The 21122-nt window shown below is 70.0% G+C and carries 17 protein-coding genes and 1 pseudogene; 13 read left to right on the top strand and 5 right to left on the bottom strand.

Annotated elements, in window-relative coordinates; all coding sequences use genetic code 11:
• The first annotated feature begins 232 nt into the window (after positions 1–232).
• A complete protein-coding gene (locus KBO27_RS08210; protein WP_210969382.1) occupies positions 233–919 on the top strand; it encodes a GntR family transcriptional regulator in 687 nt (228 codons plus the stop codon).
• Between the two features lie 238 nt (positions 920–1157).
• On the opposite strand, the gene KBO27_RS08205 is transcribed toward KBO27_RS08210, so the two are convergent.
• Positions 1158–2276, bottom strand: a complete 1119-nt coding sequence (locus tag KBO27_RS08205; RefSeq protein WP_210969381.1) for an acyl-CoA dehydrogenase family protein — start codon at positions 2274–2276, stop codon at positions 1158–1160.
• 70 nt (positions 2277–2346) lie between these two features.
• Entirely contained in the window at positions 2347–3354 is a 1008-nt protein-coding gene (locus tag KBO27_RS08200) for a 2-dehydropantoate 2-reductase (RefSeq protein ID WP_210969380.1), read from the bottom strand.
• Positions 3355–3653: 299 nt separating this feature from the next.
• On the opposite strand from KBO27_RS08200, the gene KBO27_RS08195 reads away from it, so the two are divergent.
• The 5 genes from KBO27_RS08195 (at position 3654) to KBO27_RS08175 (ending at position 10939) form a co-directional block, all read left to right on the top strand.
• Positions 3654–5354 carry a thiamine pyrophosphate-binding protein gene (locus KBO27_RS08195; RefSeq protein WP_210969379.1) on the top strand — a complete coding sequence of 567 codons (1701 nt, stop codon included), beginning with the start codon at positions 3654–3656 and terminating at the stop codon, positions 5352–5354.
• A gap of 93 nt (positions 5355–5447) precedes the next feature.
• Positions 5448–6674, top strand: coding sequence for a formyl-CoA transferase (frc, locus tag KBO27_RS08190; RefSeq protein ID WP_210969378.1), 1227 nt, complete (start codon positions 5448–5450; stop codon positions 6672–6674).
• 1 nt (position 6675) lies between these two features.
• Positions 6676–8805 carry an acetate--CoA ligase family protein gene (locus tag KBO27_RS08185; protein ID WP_210969377.1) on the top strand — a complete coding sequence of 710 codons (2130 nt, stop codon included), beginning with the start codon at positions 6676–6678 and terminating at the stop codon, positions 8803–8805.
• A gap of 315 nt (positions 8806–9120) precedes the next feature.
• Positions 9121–10527, top strand: a complete 1407-nt coding sequence (locus tag KBO27_RS08180) for an Nramp family divalent metal transporter (RefSeq protein ID WP_246536588.1) — start codon at positions 9121–9123, stop codon at positions 10525–10527.
• A gap of 1 nt (position 10528) precedes the next feature.
• A complete protein-coding gene (locus KBO27_RS08175) occupies positions 10529–10939 on the top strand; it encodes a hypothetical protein (RefSeq protein WP_210969376.1) in 411 nt (136 codons plus the stop codon).
• A gap of 25 nt (positions 10940–10964) precedes the next feature.
• Here KBO27_RS08175 and KBO27_RS08170 read toward each other — a convergent pair whose 3' ends face one another.
• Positions 10965–11153 carry a hypothetical protein gene (locus KBO27_RS08170; protein WP_210969375.1) on the bottom strand — a complete coding sequence of 63 codons (189 nt, stop codon included), beginning with the start codon at positions 11151–11153 and terminating at the stop codon, positions 10965–10967.
• Positions 11154–11263: 110 nt separating this feature from the next.
• On the opposite strand from KBO27_RS08170, the gene KBO27_RS08165 reads away from it, so the two are divergent.
• The 5 genes and pseudogenes from KBO27_RS08165 to KBO27_RS33485 all read left to right on the top strand — a co-directional run bounded on the left by KBO27_RS08165 (position 11264) and on the right by KBO27_RS33485 (position 17006).
• Positions 11264–12565 carry an MFS transporter gene (locus KBO27_RS08165; protein ID WP_210969374.1) on the top strand — a complete coding sequence of 434 codons (1302 nt, stop codon included), beginning with the start codon at positions 11264–11266 and terminating at the stop codon, positions 12563–12565.
• Positions 12566–12643: 78 nt separating this feature from the next.
• The gene (locus KBO27_RS08160) at positions 12644–14224 is read left to right on the top strand and encodes a phytoene desaturase family protein (RefSeq protein ID WP_210969373.1); all 1581 of its coding nucleotides are present in this window, start codon (positions 12644–12646) and stop codon (positions 14222–14224) included.
• Positions 14225–14775: 551 nt separating this feature from the next.
• Positions 14776–15297, top strand: a complete 522-nt coding sequence (locus KBO27_RS08155) for a lytic polysaccharide monooxygenase auxiliary activity family 9 protein (protein ID WP_132683110.1) — start codon at positions 14776–14778, stop codon at positions 15295–15297.
• A gap of 106 nt (positions 15298–15403) precedes the next feature.
• Positions 15404–16093 (top strand): annotated as a pseudogene (locus tag KBO27_RS34900) (DUF7800 domain-containing protein); the annotation flags it as partial.
• A gap of 280 nt (positions 16094–16373) precedes the next feature.
• On the top strand, positions 16374–17006 hold the full coding sequence (locus KBO27_RS33485) for a metallophosphoesterase family protein (RefSeq protein WP_246536587.1): 633 nt from the start codon (positions 16374–16376) through the stop codon (positions 17004–17006).
• On the opposite strand, the gene ilvA is transcribed toward KBO27_RS33485, so the two are convergent.
• Together ilvA and KBO27_RS08140 are read right to left on the bottom strand one after the other, a co-directional pair.
• A complete protein-coding gene (gene ilvA / locus KBO27_RS08145) occupies positions 17003–18250 on the bottom strand; it encodes a threonine ammonia-lyase IlvA (protein WP_210969372.1) in 1248 nt (415 codons plus the stop codon). The two genes, KBO27_RS33485 and ilvA, sit on opposite strands and share 4 nt — an antisense overlap.
• Before the next feature lie 46 nt (positions 18251–18296).
• Positions 18297–18692, bottom strand: a complete 396-nt coding sequence (locus KBO27_RS08140) for a DUF5313 family protein (RefSeq protein WP_210969371.1) — start codon at positions 18690–18692, stop codon at positions 18297–18299.
• Positions 18693–18830: 138 nt separating this feature from the next.
• Here KBO27_RS08140 and KBO27_RS08135 point away from each other — a divergent pair, with 138 nt between their 5' ends.
• The gene (locus KBO27_RS08135) at positions 18831–20126 is read left to right on the top strand and encodes a nickel pincer cofactor-dependent isomerase, group 22 (protein WP_210969370.1); all 1296 of its coding nucleotides are present in this window, start codon (positions 18831–18833) and stop codon (positions 20124–20126) included.
• A gap of 299 nt (positions 20127–20425) precedes the next feature.
• The gene (locus tag KBO27_RS08130; protein WP_210969369.1) at positions 20426–20992 is read left to right on the top strand and encodes a GNAT family N-acetyltransferase; all 567 of its coding nucleotides are present in this window, start codon (positions 20426–20428) and stop codon (positions 20990–20992) included.
• Positions 20993–21122: the final 130 nt, after the last annotated feature.

Genomic DNA, 21122 nt, shown 5'->3' with positions numbered 1-21122 from the left:
TCGTTCCCCGCGGACCTCGGCTCTGAGGCCTGGCACCGGTGGTTGTAGTCCGGCCGGAGGATGGTGTCCAGGACCACACCCGTTATCCATCCGTTCGGCCCAGCGGCTGGTCCACACTGGACGAATCGGTTCCGCCGCTCGCGCCTCCGCGCTCACCGTCCGGAATACTGTATGCTAAAACCACGGGCTGAGCCCGTGGCCACCGTCGGTACGAGCAACCGGAGCTGACCGCATGTCGCTGACCTCGAAGCTGTCCGAGGGCATCGCCACCCGCCAGGTGGCGCGCCCGGTACCGCTGCGCGAGACGGTCTACGAGGCCATCCTCGAACTGATCATCACCGGTGAGCTCAAGCCCGGCCAGCACCTGGTCGAGAAGGAACTGGCCGAGGCGCTCGGCGTCTCCCGCCAGCCCGTCCGCGAAGCCCTCCAGTGGCTGCAGAAGGACGAGTGGGTCGACCTGCGCCCGGGTTACGGCGCCTTCGTCCACAGCCCCACCCCGGAGGAGGCCGATCAGCTCCTCGGTGTGCGAACCCTGCTGGAAGCCGAATCCGCCCGGCTGGCGGCGCTGAACTCCACCAAGGACGGCGTCGCCGAGCTCAAGCGGATCTACAAGTCCGGTCTCGCCGCGCTCAAGGCCGACGACGTCGAAGCGGTCGTGGCCGCCAACGCCGAGCTGCACGCCAAGATCACCGAGATGTCCGGCAACAAGGTCCTCAACGAACTCGCCGCGCAGATCAACCGCCGGGTCCGCTGGTACCACACGCCCGTCGCCAAGAGCCGCGGCAAGCAGGCCTGGGACGAGCACTCCGCGCTCATCGACGCCATCGCCAAGAAGGACGGCGACACCGCGTCGAACCTCATGCGCGAGCACACCGAGCACACCCGCAAGAGCTACCTCGATCAGAGCACCGAGGACTAGATCAACTCCACACGCTCCGGCTTCTCCGTTGTGAAAGCACCGAGAAAGCTGAATCGTGCACCATTCGTGTTGCCTGCCTGGGGCACATGGGCGTCCGGTGTTGGATCGGCGGTCGCTCGGGTGGCCGGGCGCCGGTTCGATGAGTGATGGGGGATTCATCGCGCCGGCGCCGGCGTCACCGTTCTGGGAGGGGGACCGAGAGCGGCCGCTTGTGGGGAGCGGCCGTTCTTTCCTCTTCCTAGGCCAAAAGCGGCTTCCCGCAGGCGATTCTGCCCAGGTGGTCCAGGGCTTGATCCACCGCGAACTGACCGTGGGCCGCGGTGTGGGCATCTCTGAAGCGGCGTTCGACGCCGTAGTCCTGGCGGAACGCGTGCTGACCGCACACCTTGATGCCGAGTTCGGCGACCTGGACGGCGTTCTCGCCGCTGAGCGCGCGGGCCTGCAGCAGTCGTTGCAGACCGTCGGGGTGCCAGCCGTGGTGGACGGCGTCGGCGAGCACCAGCTCGGCGGTGTCCACCTTCGTCCGCATCCGGGCCAGATCGGCCCTGACCTCGGGTTGCTCGGCGGGCGGGGCCTGCCAGCGGGACCAGGACGGCTGCGGGCCGGTCACGCACTCGACGCCGCGAGCGAGCACCGCCCGCATCAGGCCGAGCGCGAGCGCGGCCTGCAGGGCGCACAGCCAGGGCAGGATCACCTCCATCAGCTCCTGCGCGGCCCCGTCGCCGCCGATCGCGGCGGAGGTGGGGACCAGGACCGGGTCCGCGGTGATGGTCGCGGTGGCGCTGCCGCGCAGCCCCACCGCGTCGGCCGATGCGGGAACGCACAGGCCGGGCGCTTCGGCCGGGATCAGCCACAGCGACAGGCCGCTGCGCGGCCCGGTGGGCGGTCCGGTCCAGACGTAGCTGTCGGCTTCACCGGCCGAGACGACCCAGTTCTTGCGGGCCGACAGGGCGACCACTCCCCCGCGCGATTCCGCCCGCCCTGCCGGGACCAGTCCGGGATTCCCGGTCTCGGCCACCGCCAGGGTGCTGAGGTGGCGGCCGGTGGCGATCGCGCGCAGCAGTTCGGGATCGGCGTGGCGGGTCAGCACCGCCGTGGCCGCGTAGTGGGCGGCCAGCACCGCGGCGGTGGATCCGCAGACTCGGGCGACCCGGTCGGTGACCTCGACGGCTTCGCCGAGGCCGCGGCCGCAGCCGCCGTGCCGGGTGGGCAGGGTCAGGCCGAGCAGACCGGACCGACCGAGCGCGTCGACGTTCTCGCGCGGGAACCGTCCTGCACCGTCGGTGTCGCGAGCTCGCGGCTCGATGGTCCTGCGCAGGACGCGGTCGAGCGCGTCGCGGTGGTTGCGGGCCGTCATCGCGGACCCCTGGCCGGGCCCGCCGCGACGAGCGCGCGGCGGGCCCGGGTGCTGCTGCGGTCGGACATGCTCACTCCCGTGGGATGCGCCCGGCCGTCGCGGGCTCGCCGGGCGCGAGCCGCTGACCGAGCAGGTCACCGAGTGCGTTGACGGTGCGCAACGTGGGGGCTTCGGCACCCACCAGGTCGGCAAGTTCGACGACCGCGGTGAGCATCGCCTCCAGTTCCAGGGGTTTTCCCCTCTCCAGGTCCTGCAGGGTCGAGGTCTTGTGGTCACCGGTGCGTTCGGCTCCGGCCAGACGCCGGTCGATGGCGATGTCAGGAGAGCAGCCGAGCGCGGCGGCGATCTCCAGCGATTCGCGCATCATCGCGGCCACGAGCGCCCGCACGCCCGAGTGGCGGCACATCCCGGCGAGGGTGGCTCCGGTGAGCGCGCTGATCGGGTTGAAGGCGACGTTGCCCATCAGCTTGATCCAGATGTCGCGGCGGATGTCGTCCTCGACCGGGCACTTCAGCCCGCCGGCGATCATGGCGTCGCTGAACTCGCGGCAGCGCCCGGAAGCGGTGCCGTCGGGTTCGCCGATGGAGAAGCGGGTCCCCTCCCTGTGCCGCACCACTCCGGGGGCGTCGAGTTCGGTGGCGGCGTAGACCACGCAGCCGATGGCGCGGCGTGGCGGCAGGACCCGGCTGACGGCGCCACCGGGGTCGACGGTGTCGATGCGGTGGCCTTCGAAGGGGCCGCGCAGTCCGTGGAAGTACCACCACGGAATTCCGTTCTGCGCGGCGATGATCGTGGTGTCCTCCTTGAGCAGGGGGTGGACCAGTGGTCCGCAGGTGGCGTAGGAATATGCCTTCAGGCCGAGGACGACGTGGTCGACCGCGCCGATCTCAGCCGGATCGTCGGTGGCGTGGGGCGTGGCCTGGAAGTCCCCGCGGGGGCTGAGCACCCGCACGCCGTCGGCGCGCAGCGCGGCCAGGTTGTCCCCACGAGCCAGCAGGCTCACGTCCGCTCCCGCCCGATGCAGGCAGGCACCCACGTACGCGCCGATGGCACCGGCGCCGACAACAGCGACTCTCACAATCGATCTCCGCTCTGGTCTTGCGGCCAGGCGCAGGTGTCGGTGCATTCAGTATACAGTATGTGAATCACCGGGCAAGATTCTCGCCCTCCCGGGCTTCTGAAGAAAGCCGAGATCGACCCGCTGGCCAGCTGATCCGCATTCCTTCCATCCACTGTGGACGCACTTCGGCCGGCGACGAATCCCGCGGCGACCTATGGACACCCGCGCTTCGCTGCGGTATCCCTGATACAGACCTCATACGGTATGCAGTATGGAGACGACCGCAGACGCGTGTTCACACAAGGGGATGAGCGCTGATGGCCCAGACGGCACCCGACAACGCAGGCGAACCCGATCAGATCTCCGGCGGTCACCTCGTCGCCAAGGCGCTCAAAGCCGAAGGCGTGGACACGATCTTCACCCTCTGCGGTGGCCACATCATCGACATCTACGACGGCTGCGTCGACGAGGGCATCGACGTCATCGACGTGCGCCACGAGCAGGTCGCCGCCCACGCCGCCGACGGCTACTCCCGCATCACCGGCAAGCCCGGCTGCGCGGTGGTCACCGCGGGTCCCGGCACCACCGACGCGGTCACCGGCGTGGCCAACGCCTTCCGCGCGGAGAGCCCGATGCTGCTCATCGGCGGCCAGGGCGCGCTGTCGCAGCACAAGATGGGCTCGCTGCAGGACCTGCCGCACGTGGACATGATGAACCCGATCACCAAGTTCGCCGCCACCGTGCCGCACACCGAACGCGCCGCCGACATGGTCTCGATGGCCTTCCGCGAGTGCTTCCACGGCTCGCCCGGCCCGTCGTTCCTGGAGATCCCGCGCGACGTGCTCGACGCCAAGGTCCCGGTGGACAAGGCCCGCATCCCGCAGGCCGGCGGATACCGGGCCACCACCCGCTCGGCGGGTGATCCCGACGCGGTGCAGAAGCTCGCCGACCTGCTGGTCAAGGCCGAGAAGCCCTGCATCCTGCTGGGAAGCCAGACCTGGACCTGCCGGGCCACCGACTCGGCGGTCAAGCTGGTCCGCGAGCTCAACGTCCCCGCGTTCTGCAACGGCGCCGGACGCGGCACGCTCCCGCCCGGGGACCCGCTGCACTTCCAGCTCGCGCGCCGCTACGCCTTCCAGAACTCCGACCTGATCATCATCCTCGGCACGCCGTTCGACTTCCGGATGGGCTACGGCAAGCGCCTCTCCCCCGAGGCGACGGTCGTGCAGATCGACCTGGACTACCGCACGGTCGGCCGCAACCGCGACGTCGACCTGGGCATCGTCGGCGACGCCGACGCGGTGCTCACCGCCCTGTCGCAGGCCGCGTCCGGGCGCACCGACAACGGCGCCAGCGGGCGCAGGGCGTGGGTGCAGGAACTGCGCGAGGTCGAGAGCGCCGCGCTGACCAAGCGCCTCCCGCGCCAGCACTCCGACTCCTCCCCCATCGACCCCTACCGGCTGGTGCACGAGATCAACGAGTTCCTCACCGAGGACTCCATCTACATCGGCGACGGCGGCGACATCGTCACCTTCTCCGGACAGGTCATCCAGCCCAAGGCCCCCGGCCACTGGATGGACCCCGGGCCGCTGGGAACCCTCGGCGTCGGCGTGCCGTTCGCCATGGCCGCCAAGAAGGCCTGCCCCGACAAGGAAGTGGTGTGCCTGTTCGGCGACGGCGCGTTCAGCCTCACCGGCTGGGACTTCGAGACGATGGTGCGCTTCGACCTGCCCTTCGTGGGCATCGTCGGCAACAACTCCTCGATGAACCAGATCCGCTACGGCCAGGTCGCCAAGTACGGCGAGGACCGCGGCCGGGTCGGCAACACCCTCGGCGACATCCCCTACAGCAAGTTCGCGCAGATGCTCGGCGGCTACGGCGAAGAGGTCCACGACCCCGCCGACATCGCCCCCGCGCTGCAACGCGCGCGCGAGTCCGGCAAGCCGTCGCTGATCAACGTCTGGGTCGATCCCGAGGTCTACGCCCCGGGAACGATGAACCAGACCATGTACAAGTGAGACCCCTTCCCGGAGCCCTTTTTCGCGTTGAGGTGCCAGTAGCGAGAGTCGACCGAGCGGCTTCGCCGCTTCAGGAGCAAAGAGGTGCCAGTCATGAGTGCATTGGAAGGCGTGCGCGTCCTGGACATGACGCACGTCCAGTCCGGACCGTCCGCGACGCAGATCCTGGCCTGGCTCGGGGCCGACGTGGTCAAGCTGGAGGCACCCACCGGCGACATCACCCGCAAGCAGCTGCGCGACGTCGCCGACGCCGACAGCCTCTACTTCACGATGCTCAACTGCAACAAGCGCAGCATCACGCTGAACATGAAGTCCGACGCGGGCAAGGAGATCTTCACCCGGCTCGTCGCCGAATCCGACGTGCTGGTGGAGAACTTCGGCCCCGGGACCGTGGACCGCATGGGCTTCACCTGGGAGAAGCTGCGCGAGATCAACCCGAAGCTGATCTACGCCTCCATCAAGGGTTTCGGCGACGGGCCTTACACGCACTTCAAGGCCTACGAGGTGGTCGCCCAGGCCATGGGCGGTTCGATGTCCACCACCGGTTTCGAGGACGGCCCACCGATGGCCACCGGAGCCCAGATCGGCGACTCCGGGACCGGGATCCACACGGTGGCCGGGATCCTCGCCGCGCTGCTGCAGCGCGAGCGCACCGGGGCCGGCCAGCGCGTGTCGGTGGCGATGCAGCACGCGGTGCTCAACCTGTGCCGGGTGAAGCTGCGCGACCAGCAGCGGCTGGCGCACGGCCCGCTGCGCGAGTACCCCAACGCCGACTTCGGCGACGAGGTCCCGCGCTCGGGCAACGCCTCCGGCGGCGGTCAGCCGGGCTGGGCGGTGCGCTGCAAGCCGGGCGGCGACAACGACTACATCTACGTCATCGTGCAGCCGCAGGGCTGGGCACCGATCGCGAAGCTCATCGGCAGGCCCGAGCTGATCGACGATCCCGACTGGGCCACGCCGGAAGCTCGTCTGTCCAAGCTGGACAAGATGTTCAGCCTGATCGAGGAGTGGACGCTCGGTCACGACAAGTGGACCGTGCTGGCCGCGCTCAACGAGCACAACGTGCCCTGCGGTCCGATCCTGTCGACCAAGGAGATCATCGAGGACGCCTCGCTGGCCGACAACGACATGATCGTCAGCGTCGATCACCCGGAGCGCGGTGAGTTCAAGACGGTCGGCTGCCCGATCAAGCTCTCCGACTCCCCCGTCGACGTCCAGCGCTCCCCCCTGCTCGGCGAGCACACCGCCGAGGTCTTCCGGGACCGGCTGGGCATCGACGAGTCCGAACTGGCCGAGCTCAAGGCGAACGGAGTGATCTGAAGTGGCATACGACGGTGCCCGCGTGCGGGAGGTGCTCGACGCGGTGCGGTCCGAGGGCCGGGCGGCGCTGACCGCGCCCGAAGCCAAGCAGCTGTGCGACGCCTACGGCATCCCCACCGCCGGTGAGGGCCTGGCCACCAGCGCCGACGAGGCGGTCGCGCTGGCGGCCGAGTTCGGCGGCCCGGTGGCGTTGAAGATCGTCTCCCCGGACATCCTGCACAAGACCGACGCCGGCTGCGTGCTGGTCGACGTCAGCGGCGAGGACGACGTGCGGGCCGGTTACCGGCAGATCCTGGCCAACGCCCACGCCCACGTCGAGAACCCCGCGATCGCCGGGGTGCAGGTGCAGCAGATGGTCAGCGGCCAGGAGGTCATCGTCGGGGCCACCACCGACCCCACCTTCGGCAAGGTCGTGGCCTTCGGGCTCGGCGGGGTGCTGGTGGAGGTGCTCTCCGACGTCACGTTCCGGCTGGCTCCGCTGAGCGCCGGGGAGGCCAGGGCGATGCTCGACGACATCGCCGCGGCCGAGGTGCTGCGCGGTGCGCGCGGCGCGGACCCGGTTGACGCCGAAGCGCTCTCGGAGGTGCTGCGCAGGGTCTCCGAGCTGGTCGGCGACTTCCCGGAGATCGCCGAGCTGGACCTCAACCCGGTCTTCGCGACACCGTCGGGCGCCACGGCGGCCGACGTGCGGATCGTGCTGCAGACCGAGGAGCCCGCCGAGGCTCCGCAGCGCTCCCAGGAGGAGATCCTGGAGTCGATGCGGCGGCTGATGACGCCGAGCAGCATCGCGGTGATCGGGGCCTCCAACGAGGAGGGCAAGATCGGCAACTCGGTGATGAAGAACCTGATCAACGGCGGGTACGCGGGCGAGATCCACCCGATCAACCCCAAGGCCGACGAGATCATGGGCCGCAAGGCGCACAAGAGCATCACCGAGGTGCCGGGCGAGGTGGACGTCGCGGTGTTCACGGTGCCCGCGAAGTTCGTGGCCTCGGCGCTGGAGGAGTGCGGCGCGAAGGGCGTCGCGGCGGCGGTGCTGATCCCCTCCGGCTTCGCCGAGACCGGCAACCACGAGCTGCAGGAGGAGGTCGTGGCGGTCGCCCGCAAGCACGGCATCCGGCTGCTGGGCCCCAACATCTACGGCTACTACTACACCCCGCAGAACCTGTGCGCGACGTTCTGCACCCCCTACGACGTGCGCGGCGGGGTGGCGCTGACCTCGCAGAGCGGCGGCATCGGGATGGCCATCCTGGGCTTCTCGCGCACCACGAAGATGGGTGTGTCGGCGATCGTCGGGCTGGGCAACAAGTCCGACGTGGACGAGGACGACCTGCTGACGTTCTTCGAGCACGACGACAACACCAATGTCGTGGCCATGCACCTGGAAGACCTCAAGGACGGGCGGGCGTTCGTGCGGGCCGCCAAGAGCATCACGAAGAAGAAGCCCGTGGTGGTGCTCAAGGCCGGTCGCACCGACATGGGCGCGCGAGCGGCCAGTTCGCACACCGGGGCGCTGGCGGGCAACGACAAGGTCTACGACGACATCCTGCGCCACTCGGGCGTGGTGCGGGCTCCCGGGCTCAACGAGATGCTGGAGTACGCGCGCGGCCTCCCGGTGCTGCCCACGCCTCAGGGCGAGAACGTCGTGATCATCACCGGTGCCGGCGGGTCGGGTGTGCTGCTGTCGGACGCCTGCGTGGCCAACGGTCTCGACCTCATGGACATCCCGCCGGACCTCGACGCGGAGTTCCGGCGCTACATCCCGCCGTTCGGAGCGGCGGGCAACCCGGTCGACATCACCGGTGGTGAGCCGCCGAGCACCTACGAGGCCACCATCCGGCTCGGGTTGCGGGATCCGCGGATCCACTCGCTGATCCTGGGGTACTGGCACACCATCGTCACTCCTCCGATGGTGTTCGCCGAACTGGCTTCCCGCGTGGCCGAGGAGGCGCGCGCGGAAGGGATCGACAAGCCGATCGTGGTGTCGCTGGCGGGTGACACCGAGGTGGAGAAGGCGGCGGACTACCTGTTCGACCACGGCATCGTCGCCTTCCCCTACACCACCGAGAAGCCGGTGGCGGTGCTGGGCGCGAAGTACCGCTGGGCCCGCTCCGCCGGACTCCTCGGCTGATCGGCCGACGGTCACGCAAGCGGCGCAGCCGCTTTCTCCTCCACCACCCTCGCAACTCGCACCGCCGCGGGTTCTGAGCGGCTTCGTGGCGAGGACGGCCACTCCGCCGTGTATTGGACATACATCAGGAGTGGCACCCGCAGTCCACGGAGTCGCTCAGGTTCCGCCACCCGCACCGCTAAGCAGAGCTCTCACTGGAAGGTCCCGAGGACAAGGAGGTCCGATGTGGACGCTGACAAGGCGCCTGGGAGAGACGATCAAGAACCGGTATTAGAAACCGGCGGTCGGGTCTGGAGCGCGGGTGGGCTGGAACCCATGCCCATCCGCAAGCTTCCCGACGCGCCGCCGTCCATCCACCTGCTCGGCCCCACCGTGTTCCTCGTCGCGCTCGGTGTGGGCATGGGTGAGTCCTACATGTGGCCCCGGCTGGTGCTGGTCTTCGGCCCGGAGATCCGGTGGCTGTTCCTGATCGGGGTCACGCTGCAGGCCGTGGTCATGCTGGAGATGGCCCGCTACGCGATGGCCACCGGGGAGAGCATCTTCTCCGGTGCGGCTCGCGTGGCCAAACCGCTCATGTGGTTCTTCTTCATCACCGCGATGGCCGTCTACATCTGGCCCGGTCACCTCTCCGCCGGAGCCGCGGCCCTGGAGCAGATCACCGGGATCCCCTGGTACATCTCGGGATGCGTCGGGCTGCTGCTGGTCGGGGTCATCTTCACCATGGCCAAGGTGATCTACAGCCTGCTGGAGAACGTGCTGTCGATCCTCATCGGCCTGCTGGTGGTGGGCACGGCTGTCATCGCCTCGCTGGTGGGCAACCTGGGCGACCTGACCAGCACGATCGCCGGCATGTTCCACTTCGGGTACTTCCCGGAGGCGGCGATGTCACCGGAGTGGTTCCCGGTCGTGGTCGGCGCGATCGCCTTCGCGGGCCCGTCGGGCATGCAGCAGATGTGGTACACGCTGCACCTGCGCGATTCCGGCGCCGGCATGGGCGCGCACATCCCCCGCATCCGCGGCCTCAGGCACGCGGGCGAGGAGGAGGTCATGCCCTCGCGCGGGTTCATGTTCGACACCGAGGACCCGGCCGAGATGGCCAAGTGGAAGGGCTGGCGGCGCTGGGTCACCTTCGACGCGCTGCTGCTGTTCTGGGGCGTCACGATGCTGGTGACGATCTCGTTCACGGTGCTGGCGCAGTCGGCCTCGCGGGAGAACCCCGACGTGAAGTCGCTGATCGAGAGCGGTGAGCGGGAAGCCGCGCTGTCGGCGATGTCGGACGCCTTCTCCTCGGCGGGTTCTCCGATGCTGGGCACGGTGTTCCTCGGGTTCATCGCCCTGATCGGGCTCAACGCGACGCTCGGGCTGTTCGACTCGTTCTCCCGGGGTCAGGCCGACATGACCTACAACTTCGTGCCGGGGGCCAAGCGCTTCCGGATGTCGCACCTCTACGCCGCGTTCCTGTGGGGCGTGATCATCTTCGGGATCCTGATCCTGCTGTTCGGCCCGGCCGACGGACCGAGCGCGATCCTGGACATCCTCGCGTTCCTGTCCACCTTCGCGATGGGCGCCTACTGCGTGGTGCTGCTGCTGGTGAACAACAGGATGCTGCCCAAGCCGATCCGCCCGAAGTGGTGGAGCAACCTCATCATCGGTGCGGGTGCGGTGTTCTACCTCGGGATGCTGTTCTACAGCCTGGTGCGCTTCGGAGTGGTCGTGAGCTGACATGACCGAGACGACGAGGATCACCGCCCCGGGTCTGGTCATCGGCTCCGTCGCCGGGCTGTTCACCGCATTGTTCACGCTGGTCGCCGGCGCACCGCCGGCGTGGGCGGTCACGGCCGGGCTGATGCTGGCGGTGCCGCTGGCGGCCTTCGGCGCGGGGTGCAGCGCGCTGCGGCTGCGCGGGGTGCTGCGCGGTGGCGCGTTCGCACCCGTCGCGCTGTACTGGCTGATCGCGTTCCCGCTGGCGCGGCTGGTGCAGGAGGTGGGCACCAGGCTGGCGGTGGGCGACAGCTTCTCGCTGCCGCCGCAACCGGTTTCGTTCCTGATCTACCAGGCGCTGATCAGCGTGGGGTTCGCGATCGGTTTCGTGTGGGTGCAGGAACGGCTGGTCCGGGGTGGTGCCGGGAGATGAGCGCACCGGTCACCACCACCGACGATCAGCCGCGCGCGTTGACGAGTCGCCCCTCGTCGACGTGCGTCGGCTCGGGCCGCGCGCCACCGCGCCGGTCGTCCTGACGAGCCGATTCGATCGCGGCGGACGTGGCCAGTCCCAGCATGCGCCCGTCCGCCGCGAACCCGCGCGGCATGCGTTCGAGACGGCGCAGGATGTTGCCGATGATCCGCATTGTGCTCACCTCCTCCCGATTCGTGCCTTGCATACAGTATGCCGTTGGGATGTCCGGTTGGCGAAGTCCTTGTGAGCAGCAACACCCGAGCCGAGCGGACGGTGACACCGATGCGCGAGAAGTGGGCGATGATCGGACTGCACACGCCGAACCTGGAGGCGCGCGACCACCACGGCCGCCGCTACCGGGTCGGCGAGCGACCGCGCGAGCTCACCGGCCTGCCCCGCGCGGCGATGCTGTGGGCCTGCTGGCTGCCGATGCTGCTGGTAGGAACCATGCAGTACGCCTTCGGCGCGGCCATCCCCGGACTGCTCGCCGCCGGGCACGACCTGGCCGGACTCTGCTGGACCCTGGCCGCCTGGGCGGTGCTGCAGGCCGGCGCCGGACTGCCCGGCGCCCACCTGCGCCAGCACGACCGGACCGGACCTCGGGCGATGCTCATCACCGGCGGCTTCCTCTGCGCCGCAGGCGTTCTCAGCCTCGGTCAGGGCGTGGCCGCCGGGTACGCCGTGCTCGGCGGGATCGGAGCGGGGCTGGTCTACGCCGCCTGCACCTCCACCACCGAGAAGTGGTTCCCGGAGAACTCCCCGGCCCGCGTCGGCGTCGTCACCGGCGCGTTCGCCTACGGCGCCACCCCGTTCGTCATCGCCCTCGCCCTGGCACCCCGGCACGTCGAGGCCGGGCTGACCGCCTTCGCCCCCGCGCTGCTCGTGGCCGTCACCGCGTGCGGACTGCTCATCGCCGACCCGCCGCGGCACTGGTGGCCGGCGCACGTCGACCACCACCGCTGGGCGCGGGCGAACCCGCCCGCCGCGCGGGAGTTCTCGGCCACCGAGGCGCTGCGGACCCCGGCGCTCGCGGTGATGGCGGCGAGCCTGTTCTGCGCGGCGGCGGTCTCGCTGTTCGACGCGGCCTTCCTGGCGCTGCTGGCCGCACCCCTGTCCCCGGTCGCGGCGATCGCCCTGTTCGTGGCCACCAACGGCGCGGGCCGGACGCTGGCGATGGCGATCGCCGCCCGCCTCGGCCGCCGCCGGACGCTGCGCTGGGTGGTGACCGTGCAGGCCGCAGGCCAGGTGCTGCTGCTCATCGGCATCGAGCAGGCCTCCGCCGGGTGGCTGGTGGCCGGGGCGACGGTCGCCGGAGCCGGTGGTGGGGCCTTCTACCCGCTGTTCGCCGCGCTGGCCAGGGAGTGCTTCGGCCAGCACCGCAGCATCGAGGTGCACGGGCTGGTCTACAGCGCGAAGGCCGTCAGCGGCGTGGTCGGCATCGGGCTCGGCTGGGTGGCGCTGGCGGCGTGGGGTGCACCGGTCGCGCTGGCGCTCGCCGCGGTGCTGTCGCTGAGCTCGGCGGTGCTGTGCGGGCGGTGGCACCGACCCGGATTCCCGAAAACCCTTCCCACCGCCAAGTCTTGATCGGTATAGGTTCAAATGCGAAGATCTTTCCGATTGATGTGGTGATATGGGCTCGCGGGCCCCGGGAAGGTCGGCTGGATGAGCGCCGAAAGCGATGTGATCGTCGTCGGAGCCGGCATCAACGGCCTGGTCGCCGCGGCCGAACTGGCACGGGCGGGCCGGTCCGTGCTGCTGCTGGAGCGCAACGACCGGCTCGGCGGGTTCATCGCATCCGAGCAGCGCACCGTCCCCGGCTACATCCACGACACCTACTCGTCGTGGCACCCGCTGTTCCTGGCGGGCCCGGCCTACGCCTCCCTCGGTCCGCAGCTGCACGAGCACGGGCTGGCCTACCGCAACACCGACTCCTGGGCCGCGGCCAGCGTCGCCGACGACGGCCGCGTGACGACGAGCCACCGCGACCCGGCCACGACCGTCGAAGCCTTCGAGCACGACGCCGACCGCGACGCCTACCTGTCCATGCTGGACCGGATCGGCGCCAACATCGCCGCCATCAACCGGATGCTCGGCGGCGAGCTGCGGTCCTGGTCGATGCTGTGGGAGGGAGCCAAGCTGATCAACACCGGTGGCGTGCGCGGCGCCGAGGGCTGGCTGCGGCAGCTCGCCACCAGCGGCCGCGCCCTGTACCGGCGCGAGTTCCGAGGTCACGAGGTCGACCACCTCTTCACGCCCTGGCTGCTGCACGCCGGGCTGGGACCGGACCACGCCTCCGGCGGGCTGATGACCGGCCTGCTCGCCGCCGGGCTGCACGGCGCCGGCCTGCCCGTCGTGGAGGGCGGCGCGGGCAACTTCGTGACCGCCTTCTCCAAGCTGCTGGACTCGCTGGGCGTGCAGGTCCAGACCGACACCGAGGTCGAGCGCGTCCTCGTCGAGGACGGCCGCGCGATCGGTGTCGTCGCGGGCGGCCGGGTGCTGCGCGCGCGGCACGGTGTGATGGCCTCGGTCGCGCCCTCCGCGCTCTACGGCCGGCTGCTGCCGCCCAGCGCCGTCAAGCCCCAGCTGGTGCGCCAGGCCGAGAAGTTCCGGTACGGGCGAGCGGCGATGCAGATCCACGTCGCATTGGCCGCGCCGCTGAAGTGGCGCGACGAGCGGCTGGCGGCGTTCCCGATCGTGCACCTCACCGACGGCTCGTCGAGCACCGGCATCGCCTGCGCCGAAGCCGAAGCGGGACTCCTGCCGCGCCGCCCCACCGTCGTCGTGGGCAGCCAGTACCTGCTGGACGAGACCCGCGTGCCCCGGGGCGCGGCGTCGCTGTGGCTGCAGCTGCAGGAACTCCCGTTCCACCCGCTCGGCGACTCCGCCGGAGAGCTCGACACCAGCCAGGGCTGGACCCGCGAGCTGGCCGAGGGCTACGCGCGCCGGGTGCTCGACCGGCTCAACGCCCACGCCCCCGGCCTGCACGACCTGGTGTGCGCGGTCGACATCATCAGCCCGCCGGAGCTCACGGCGCACAACCCCAGCGCCGCCGAGGGCGACCCCTACGGAGGCAGCACCGAGCTCGACCAGAACTACCTGTGGCGACCGCTGCCCGCGGCGGGCAACCACGCCACGCCCATCCCCGGCCTCTGGCACATCGGAGCCTCCACCCACCCGGGCCCCGGCATGGGCGGCGGTTCCGGCTACGCGGCCGCCAACGCCCTCATCAAGCGCACCCGCTGAACCCGCCCTCCCCCGGACTCCCGAGAGGGCGCGTTGTGGCCTGCCCGGGAATCGATCCTCGACGGTTCACCGCCCGATTGCCCGCGCACATCACCACGGTCGTGAACCCCGCAATCGCGGTACGGCTCCACTTCGCGGGGTGACCGACGTCGGGTTGCAGTGCAATTCCGGAGACTGGAACAATGATCTTCGCGGATTGGTGATCATTTCTCGCCACGTGACCGATCAGCCCATTGCGCTGCGTCATACTGCCGAATTCCGTTGCAGCTCTCCAGCTCTCGGGAAAAATGGCAATCGGATTGGGAAAATCCGGGTGATCCGACTATTCCATCCGTCATCGCAGGTCAGAACGTTCGCATAACTGCACCACCCCGGATGCGTAGCCGATTCGTCCTTGACCGGTCCGCAGGCCCGAATTATGGTCCAGACCACTAACTGATTCGGCGATTCCCCTTCCGCGACAGGCATTGTTGAACAACGGACCGCCGCCGATGGGTTCCGCTGTTCGGAATCGATTCACCCTGTCGCGACTTCCCCCGAAGGAGCTGACAATGCCCAATCGCAAGATCTCCGCAGCCATGGTCGGTGCCGCCGTCGCACCGTTCCTGATCGCGATCCCCGCCGGGACCGCGAGCGCCCACGGCTACGTCGACGCACCGCCGAGCCGCCAGGCCCAGTGCGCCGCCGGCACCGTGCAGTGCGGTTCCATCACCTACGAGCCGCAGAGCGTCGAGGGCCCGAAGGGACTCAAGAGCTGCAGCGGCGGCAACGAGAGCTTCGCCGAGCTCGACGACGACTCCAAGGGCTGGACCGCCACCCCGATCGGCACCCAGGCCACGTTCAACTGGAAGCTGACCGCCGCCCACGCCACCACCACCTGGGAGTACTACGTCGGCGACAAGCTCGTCGGCTCGTTCGACCAGGGCGGCCAGCAGCCGCCGCAGCAGCTGTCGCACAACGTCGACCTGTCCGGCTTCAGCGGTCCGCAGAAGGTGCTCGCGGTGTGGAACGTCGCCGACACCGCCAACGCCTTCTACGCCTGCATCGACGTCAACGTCGGCGCCATCAAGTAAGCACCACCAGGACGAGCGGGCGGGCCCGACCCCTCCACACCGGGCCCGCCCGCTCACGTCCGGACCACAGTGGACACCGCGCCGCCGAGTTTCCCCGGCCTGCCACGTGGTGTATCCAGGACCGGTGACCGAGTTGGTGCTGGGCCCCCTGCTGCGCTACGTCGACCAGAACCGGGCCACCGTCTGGGTGGAGACCGACGGGCCCTGCACGGTCGAGGTGCTCGACGCCGCCGAGCACACCTTCCAGGTCGGCGGCCACCACTACGCGCTGCTCACCACCCACGTCACCGGCCCGACGCCCTACCAGGTGCGACTCGACGACCACCTGGTCTGGCCCCCGCCGGAGATCTCCCCCAGCGTGATCCGCCCGGTCACCGGAACCGACCGGCTCACCGCCCTGTTCGGCTCCTGCCACTTCGACCGGCCCGCCGCGGGCCGCGACGGCCTCGGCCCCGACGCGCTGACCGCCATCGCCGCCCGCATCGCCGCAACCCCGGAGGACGAGCGACCGGACGTGATCATGCTGCTCGGCGACCAGGTCTACGCCGACCAGCCCACGCCGCCCGTGCGCCGCGAACTGGCGAAGCTGCGCGACCTGCGTCGACCGCCCGTCGGCGAGGTCGCGAACTTCGAGGAGTACACCCGCCTCTACCGGCACGCCTGGCAGGACCCCCCGGTCCGCTGGCTGCTGTCGACGCTGCCGAGCATGATGATCTTCGACGACCACGACGTGCGCGACGACTGGAACACCTCGCGCAGCTGGCGAAGCGCGATCTCCACCCAACCCTGGTGGCGCGAACGCCTCCTCGGCGGGCTCGTCGCGTACTGGATCTACCAGCACATCGGCAACCTCGACCCCGACGACCTCGCCGCCGACCCCGTCTTCCGCGAGGTCCGCGAGGTCGGCCGCCACGGCGACGCGCTGCCGGTGCTGCGCGAGATGGCCGCCCGCGCCGACCGCGAGGACCAGGGCGAGAAGGGAACGCGCTGGAGCTACCACCGCGACCTCGGCGGCGTGCGGCTGGTCGTGCTCGACACCCGCTGCGGCCGGATCCTGGAGACCGGGCGAACGCGCCATGCTCTCCGACGGCGACTTCGCCTGGCTGCGCGACATCGCCGCCGCCGACCGCCGCCACCTGGTGCTGGCCTCATCCCTGCCGTGGCTGCTGCCGCCCGCCGTGCACCACCTGCAGTCCTGGAACGAACGCGCCTGCAACGGAAGGCACGCCGGGCTCGCCGAGAAGGTCCGCCAGGCAGGCGATCTCGAGCACTGGGCCTCGTTCCGCGCGTCCTTCGACCGCCTCGCCGCACTCATCGGCGACCGCGCCGCGGACACCGACGCGCCCGCGACCATCAGCGTGCTCTCCGGCGACGTCCACCACAGCTACTTCGCCGAGGCCGATTACCCGCGCGCGCTGAACTCCCGCATCACCCAGCTGACCTGCTCACCGCTGCACAACCAGGCCCCGAAACCGCTGCGCAGGCCGCTGCGCGCCGCCTGGTCGCACACTGCGGCCCGCCTGCTGCGGACGATGTCGCAACGCGCCGGGGTGCCACCGCTGCCGCTGCACTGGCGCCGGACCGACGGGCCGTTCTTCGGCAACGCCATCGCCCAGCTCGACTACGACGGCACGCGCGCGCAGGTGACCCTCTGGGAAGCCACCGCCGACGACGCCCTCGCGCGGACCTGCGTCCGCCGGCTGATCTAGACCAGGAACGAGAACAGCGGCGAGCCCGGCGAGACCTGCTCGATCTGCAGCGGCGATTCCTTCATCCGCGTCAGCAGGTCGTCGAGGTCGTCGGCGTTGTCGAGCTCGATGCCCACCAGCGCCGGACCGGTCTCCCGGTTGTTCTTCTTGACGTACTCGAAGGCGACGATGTCCTGGCCCTCGACGAGCACGTCGTCGAGGAAGTGCCGCAGCGCCCCCGGCTCCTGCGAGAAGGTGACCAGGAAGTAGTGCCGCAGCCCCTCGTGCAGCAGCGAGCGCTCGACGATCTCGCCGTAGCGGCTCAGATCGTTGTTGCCTCCGGAGACCACGCACACCACCGGACCGCGCGGTGCCCGCTCCAGCATCCGCGAAGCGGCGCTGGCCAACGCACCCGCGGGCTCGGCGATGATGCCCTCGGTCTGGTACAGCTCGATCATCTCGGTGCACACCGCGCCCTCGGGCACGGCCACCAGCTCGTCGACCAGCTCGCGCGCCACCTCGTACCCGAGGTCGCCGACCCGGCCGACGGCCGCGCCGTCGACGAACGTGTCCACCGCGGGGAGCTTGACCGGCGCGCCCTCGTCGAAGGCGGCCCGCATGCTCGCCGCACCGGCGGGCTCGGCACCGACCACGCGGATCTCCGGGAAGTGCTCCTTGAGCCACAGCACGATCCCGGCCAGCAGTCCGCCACCGCCCACCGGGACGATCACGGTGTCGATGGGTCCGTCGTGCTGCTCGGCGATCTCCAGGCCCACCGTGCCCTGACCGGCGATGGTGCGCGGATCGTCGAAGGGGTGCACGTACACCGCGCCGGTGCGCTCGGCGTCGGCCTTGGACGCGGCACTGGCCTCGTCGAACGAAGAGCCGACGATCACCGGCTCGATCCACTCGCCGCCGATGGTGGCGATCCGCTTGCGCTTCTGCCGAGGGGTGTTCGAGGGCAGGTACACGCGGCCCTTGATCTGCAGCTCGCGGCAGGCGAACGCCAGGCCCTGAGCGTGGTTGCCCGCGCTGGCGCACACCACGCCGCGCTCGCGCTCCTCGGCGTCGAGCCCGGAGATCAGGTTGAACGCACCGCGCACCTTGTAGGACCGGCAGACCTGCAGGTCCTCGCGCTTGAGGCGGACCGGTACGCCGAGCTCCGCGCTGAGGCGGCTGCTGGATTCCAGCGGCGTGCGCCGGACCACCTGTCGCAGGCGGGTGCCGGCCCGGAAGATCGCGGCGGGAGTGAGCTCAACGGACACCTGGTGATACTAAAGCCGCTGGTGAATCAGACGGCCGTCGGGTGGCTCAGCTCTCAGGCGGGTCCTGCCGCCACACCGCCCGGTACCGCTCGGCGGCCTCGGCGTCGCGCTGCCTGCGCACCGCCGACCCGTGCCCCGGCGGGAAGCCGTACCGCGTGAGCCTGCTGTCCACGCTGTCGATCGAACTGGTCAGCACGATCCGCGCCACCACCAGCAACCCCAGCAACAAGGATCCGGCAGCGATCGGCCACGCCCCGCCCAGCAGGCCGAGCGCGAGGAACAGCACCGCCCCGATCGGCGCGATCTGCAACAGCCCGCGGATCAGCACCCGCAGCACCCAGGTCCGGCAGGTCGCGTCGTGCAGGACCCAGTCGCGGTACTGCTCGGGCAACCTGCCGCCGTACTGGTAGGCCACCCACCGCACCGGACCCGGACGCATCATCCCCCAACGATAGAGGCCGCCGAACGCACACCGGCGATCACGGCGCCCCGACACCCCCGAGCACGGGGGTGATCCCGGTCGTTCGAGCTGCCAAGGTGGGAGAACCCCTGGTCGCAGCGCTGAGAAGGACTCGCAGAGATGTTCAACGTAGAGAAGGTCCGGTTGGCAGGTGCCGATGTCGAGCTGCCCAGGATGCTCCCCATCGAGCAGCGCTACGCCGCCGAGTCGATCGACGACCTCGAAGGCACGATCCGCGCGCAGGTGGCCGAGCACGACCGCGCCCACCCGGTCAGCGGCAAGCGCATCGCGGTGACGGTGGGCAGCCGAGGCATCGCGCAGCTGGACCGCATCGTCATCGCCCTGGTCGGGGCGCTCGCCGAGCACGGGGCCAAGCCGTTCGTGGTGCCGGCGATGGGCAGTCACGGCGGCGGCACCGCGGAAGGGCAGCGGCAGGTGCTGGCCGAGTTCGGGGTCACCGAGGAGACCGTCGGCGCACCGGTGATCTCGTCGATGGAAACGGTCGTGATCACCAGGCTCGCCGACGGCACGCCGGTGCACTTCGACGCCGAAGCCGCGCAGGCCGACAGCGTCGTGGTGCTGGGCAGGGTCAAACCGCACACGGACTTCCGCGGCACGCACGAGAGCGGCCTGGCGAAGATGATCGCGATCGGACTGGGCAAGCACCGGGGCGCGGCGACGCTGCACCGGCACGGCTTCGAGAAGTTCGACACCTTGATCCCGGAGGCCGCCTCGGCAGCCCTGGGCGTGGTGCCGTTCGAGTTCGGCGTGGCGGTCGTGGAGAACGCCTACGAGAACATCGCCCGGCTGGAGCTGGTCGCGACCGACCGGATGCTGGAGCGCGAAGCGGAGCTGCTGGCCGAGGCGAAGTCGCTGATGCCGAAGCTGCTGATGTCCGACATCGACGTGCTCGTGGTCGACGAGATCGGCAAGGACATCAGCGGTGCGGGCATGGATCCCAACATCACCGGCCGCGCACCGGTCAACGCCGACAAGTTCCACGCGACGCCGATCAAGCGGATCGTGGTGCTCGGCCTGACCGAGCACACCAACGGCAACGCGTGCGGGCTGGGACTGGCCGACCTGACCACGCAGGAGTGCGTGGACCAGATCGAGTTCGGCTCGTTCTACACCAACTCGCTGACCTCGGGTGTTCCGGACGGCGCGCGGATCCCGATGGCGCTGGCCAACGACCGCGACGCGATCGTGGCCGCCCTGCACCTCACGCGAGGCCCGCAGGAGCGACCCGCGAAGGTCGTGCGGATCCGCAACACCCTGTCGATGCCGCGCGTCGAGGTCTCCGAGGCCTACGCCCGGGAAGTCGCCGAGCACCCGGACATGGCCGCCCTCGGCGAGCCGCTCCCCTGGCAGTTCGACGCCACCGGCCGCCTCCCCAAGCTCCCACCCGCGCACTGACCCCACCTCACCGCCCAGGCAACCGGATTTCACTGGAGATCGGGTCCCGGATTTCAGTGGAATTCCGGGGCCTGATTTCAGTGGGACTTCGGGTCCGGATTTCCACTGAGACCCGGTCGCTGGGTGTCGGGGCGGGCTTCTTCTTCTCGTTCTCGGGCGTTGAGTTCGATCGGCACTGAAGCGATAGGAGTCGGTAACAGGTGTATGGGGTGCGCGCTGGGCGGATAGAATCCGAGGTGGCTCCCCCACATCACCCGATCCGGCGGGTTCCGCCGGTGCGCGGAAGGCGAGGGCAGACGATGCAACTTCCGCTGACCACCGAACGGCTCGTGGTCCGGGACTGGACCGCCGACGACGCCGACGTGCAGGCCGCGCTGGACCTCTACGGCCGCCCCGAGGTCACCGAGTGGCTGACCCCGGTGATCTCCAACGTCGCCGACCTGGCCGCGATGCGCGCCGTGGTGCACTCCTGGATCGAGTCGCAGCCCAACCTCGTGCCGCCGACGGGCCGGTTCGCGATGCACCGCCGCGAGGACTCCCAGGTCGTGGGCGGACTCGTGCTGCGCCTGCTGCCGCCCTACGACCACGACGTCGAACTGACCTGGCAGCTGCGCCCCGACGAGTGGGGGCACGGCTACGCCACCGAGGCCGCGATCGCCCTGCTGCACTGGGCGTTCACCTTCGACATCGACGAGATCTTCGCGCTGGCCCGGCCGGACAACACGCGCGCGATCGCCACGGCTCAGCGCATCGGCATGGACTGGGCGGGCGAGACCACGAAGTACTACGACACCTCGCTGCAGGTCTACCGGGTCAGGCAGAGCGATCTGCCCGACGTCCCGGGCGTCGGAGACACCGAGGACTGACCAGGAAACATCACTTTCCGTGGCGAAATCGGCCGCCATCGAGTGATCACAACAGGCCCGGTCGGCGGTTTCAGGATGTAATCCTGGAGTTGTCGCTCGAGCGCCGAGAGGGGCGCACCCGACGGAGGAA

It is taken from the genome of Saccharopolyspora endophytica (assembly GCF_018070075.1).
Taxonomy (GTDB): domain Bacteria; phylum Actinomycetota; class Actinomycetes; order Mycobacteriales; family Pseudonocardiaceae; genus Saccharopolyspora; species Saccharopolyspora endophytica.
The sequence above is the reverse complement of the archived record's forward strand: the minus strand, read 5'-3'. Positions and strand labels throughout refer to the sequence as shown.

What these genes read in the sequence shown, in the direction of transcription:
- KBO27_RS08210 (WP_210969382.1), top strand. Translation starts at nt 233, where the DNA reads ATGTCGCTGACCTCGAAGCTGTCCGAGGGCATCGCCACCCGCCAGGTG.
- KBO27_RS08205 (WP_210969381.1), bottom strand. Translation starts at nt 2,276, where the DNA reads ATGACGGCCCGCAACCACCGCGACGCGCTCGACCGCGTCCTGCGCAGG.
- KBO27_RS08195 (WP_210969379.1), top strand. Translation starts at nt 3,654, where the DNA reads ATGGCCCAGACGGCACCCGACAACGCAGGCGAACCCGATCAGATCTCC.
- frc (WP_210969378.1), top strand. Translation starts at nt 5,448, where the DNA reads ATGAGTGCATTGGAAGGCGTGCGCGTCCTGGACATGACGCACGTCCAG.
- KBO27_RS08180 (WP_246536588.1), top strand. Translation starts at nt 9,121, where the DNA reads ATGCCCATCCGCAAGCTTCCCGACGCGCCGCCGTCCATCCACCTGCTC.
- KBO27_RS08175 (WP_210969376.1), top strand. Translation starts at nt 10,529, where the DNA reads ATGACCGAGACGACGAGGATCACCGCCCCGGGTCTGGTCATCGGCTCC.
- KBO27_RS08170 (WP_210969375.1), bottom strand. Translation starts at nt 11,153, where the DNA reads ATGCGGATCATCGGCAACATCCTGCGCCGTCTCGAACGCATGCCGCGC.
- KBO27_RS08165 (WP_210969374.1), top strand. Translation starts at nt 11,264, where the DNA reads ATGCGCGAGAAGTGGGCGATGATCGGACTGCACACGCCGAACCTGGAG.
- KBO27_RS08160 (WP_210969373.1), top strand. Translation starts at nt 12,644, where the DNA reads ATGAGCGCCGAAAGCGATGTGATCGTCGTCGGAGCCGGCATCAACGGC.
- KBO27_RS08155 (WP_132683110.1), top strand. Translation starts at nt 14,776, where the DNA reads ATGCCCAATCGCAAGATCTCCGCAGCCATGGTCGGTGCCGCCGTCGCA.
- KBO27_RS33485 (WP_246536587.1), top strand. Translation starts at nt 16,374, where the DNA reads ATGCTCTCCGACGGCGACTTCGCCTGGCTGCGCGACATCGCCGCCGCC.
- KBO27_RS08140 (WP_210969371.1), bottom strand. Translation starts at nt 18,692, where the DNA reads ATGATGCGTCCGGGTCCGGTGCGGTGGGTGGCCTACCAGTACGGCGGC.
- KBO27_RS08135 (WP_210969370.1), top strand. Translation starts at nt 18,831, where the DNA reads ATGTTCAACGTAGAGAAGGTCCGGTTGGCAGGTGCCGATGTCGAGCTG.
- KBO27_RS08130 (WP_210969369.1), top strand. Translation starts at nt 20,426, where the DNA reads ATGCAACTTCCGCTGACCACCGAACGGCTCGTGGTCCGGGACTGGACC.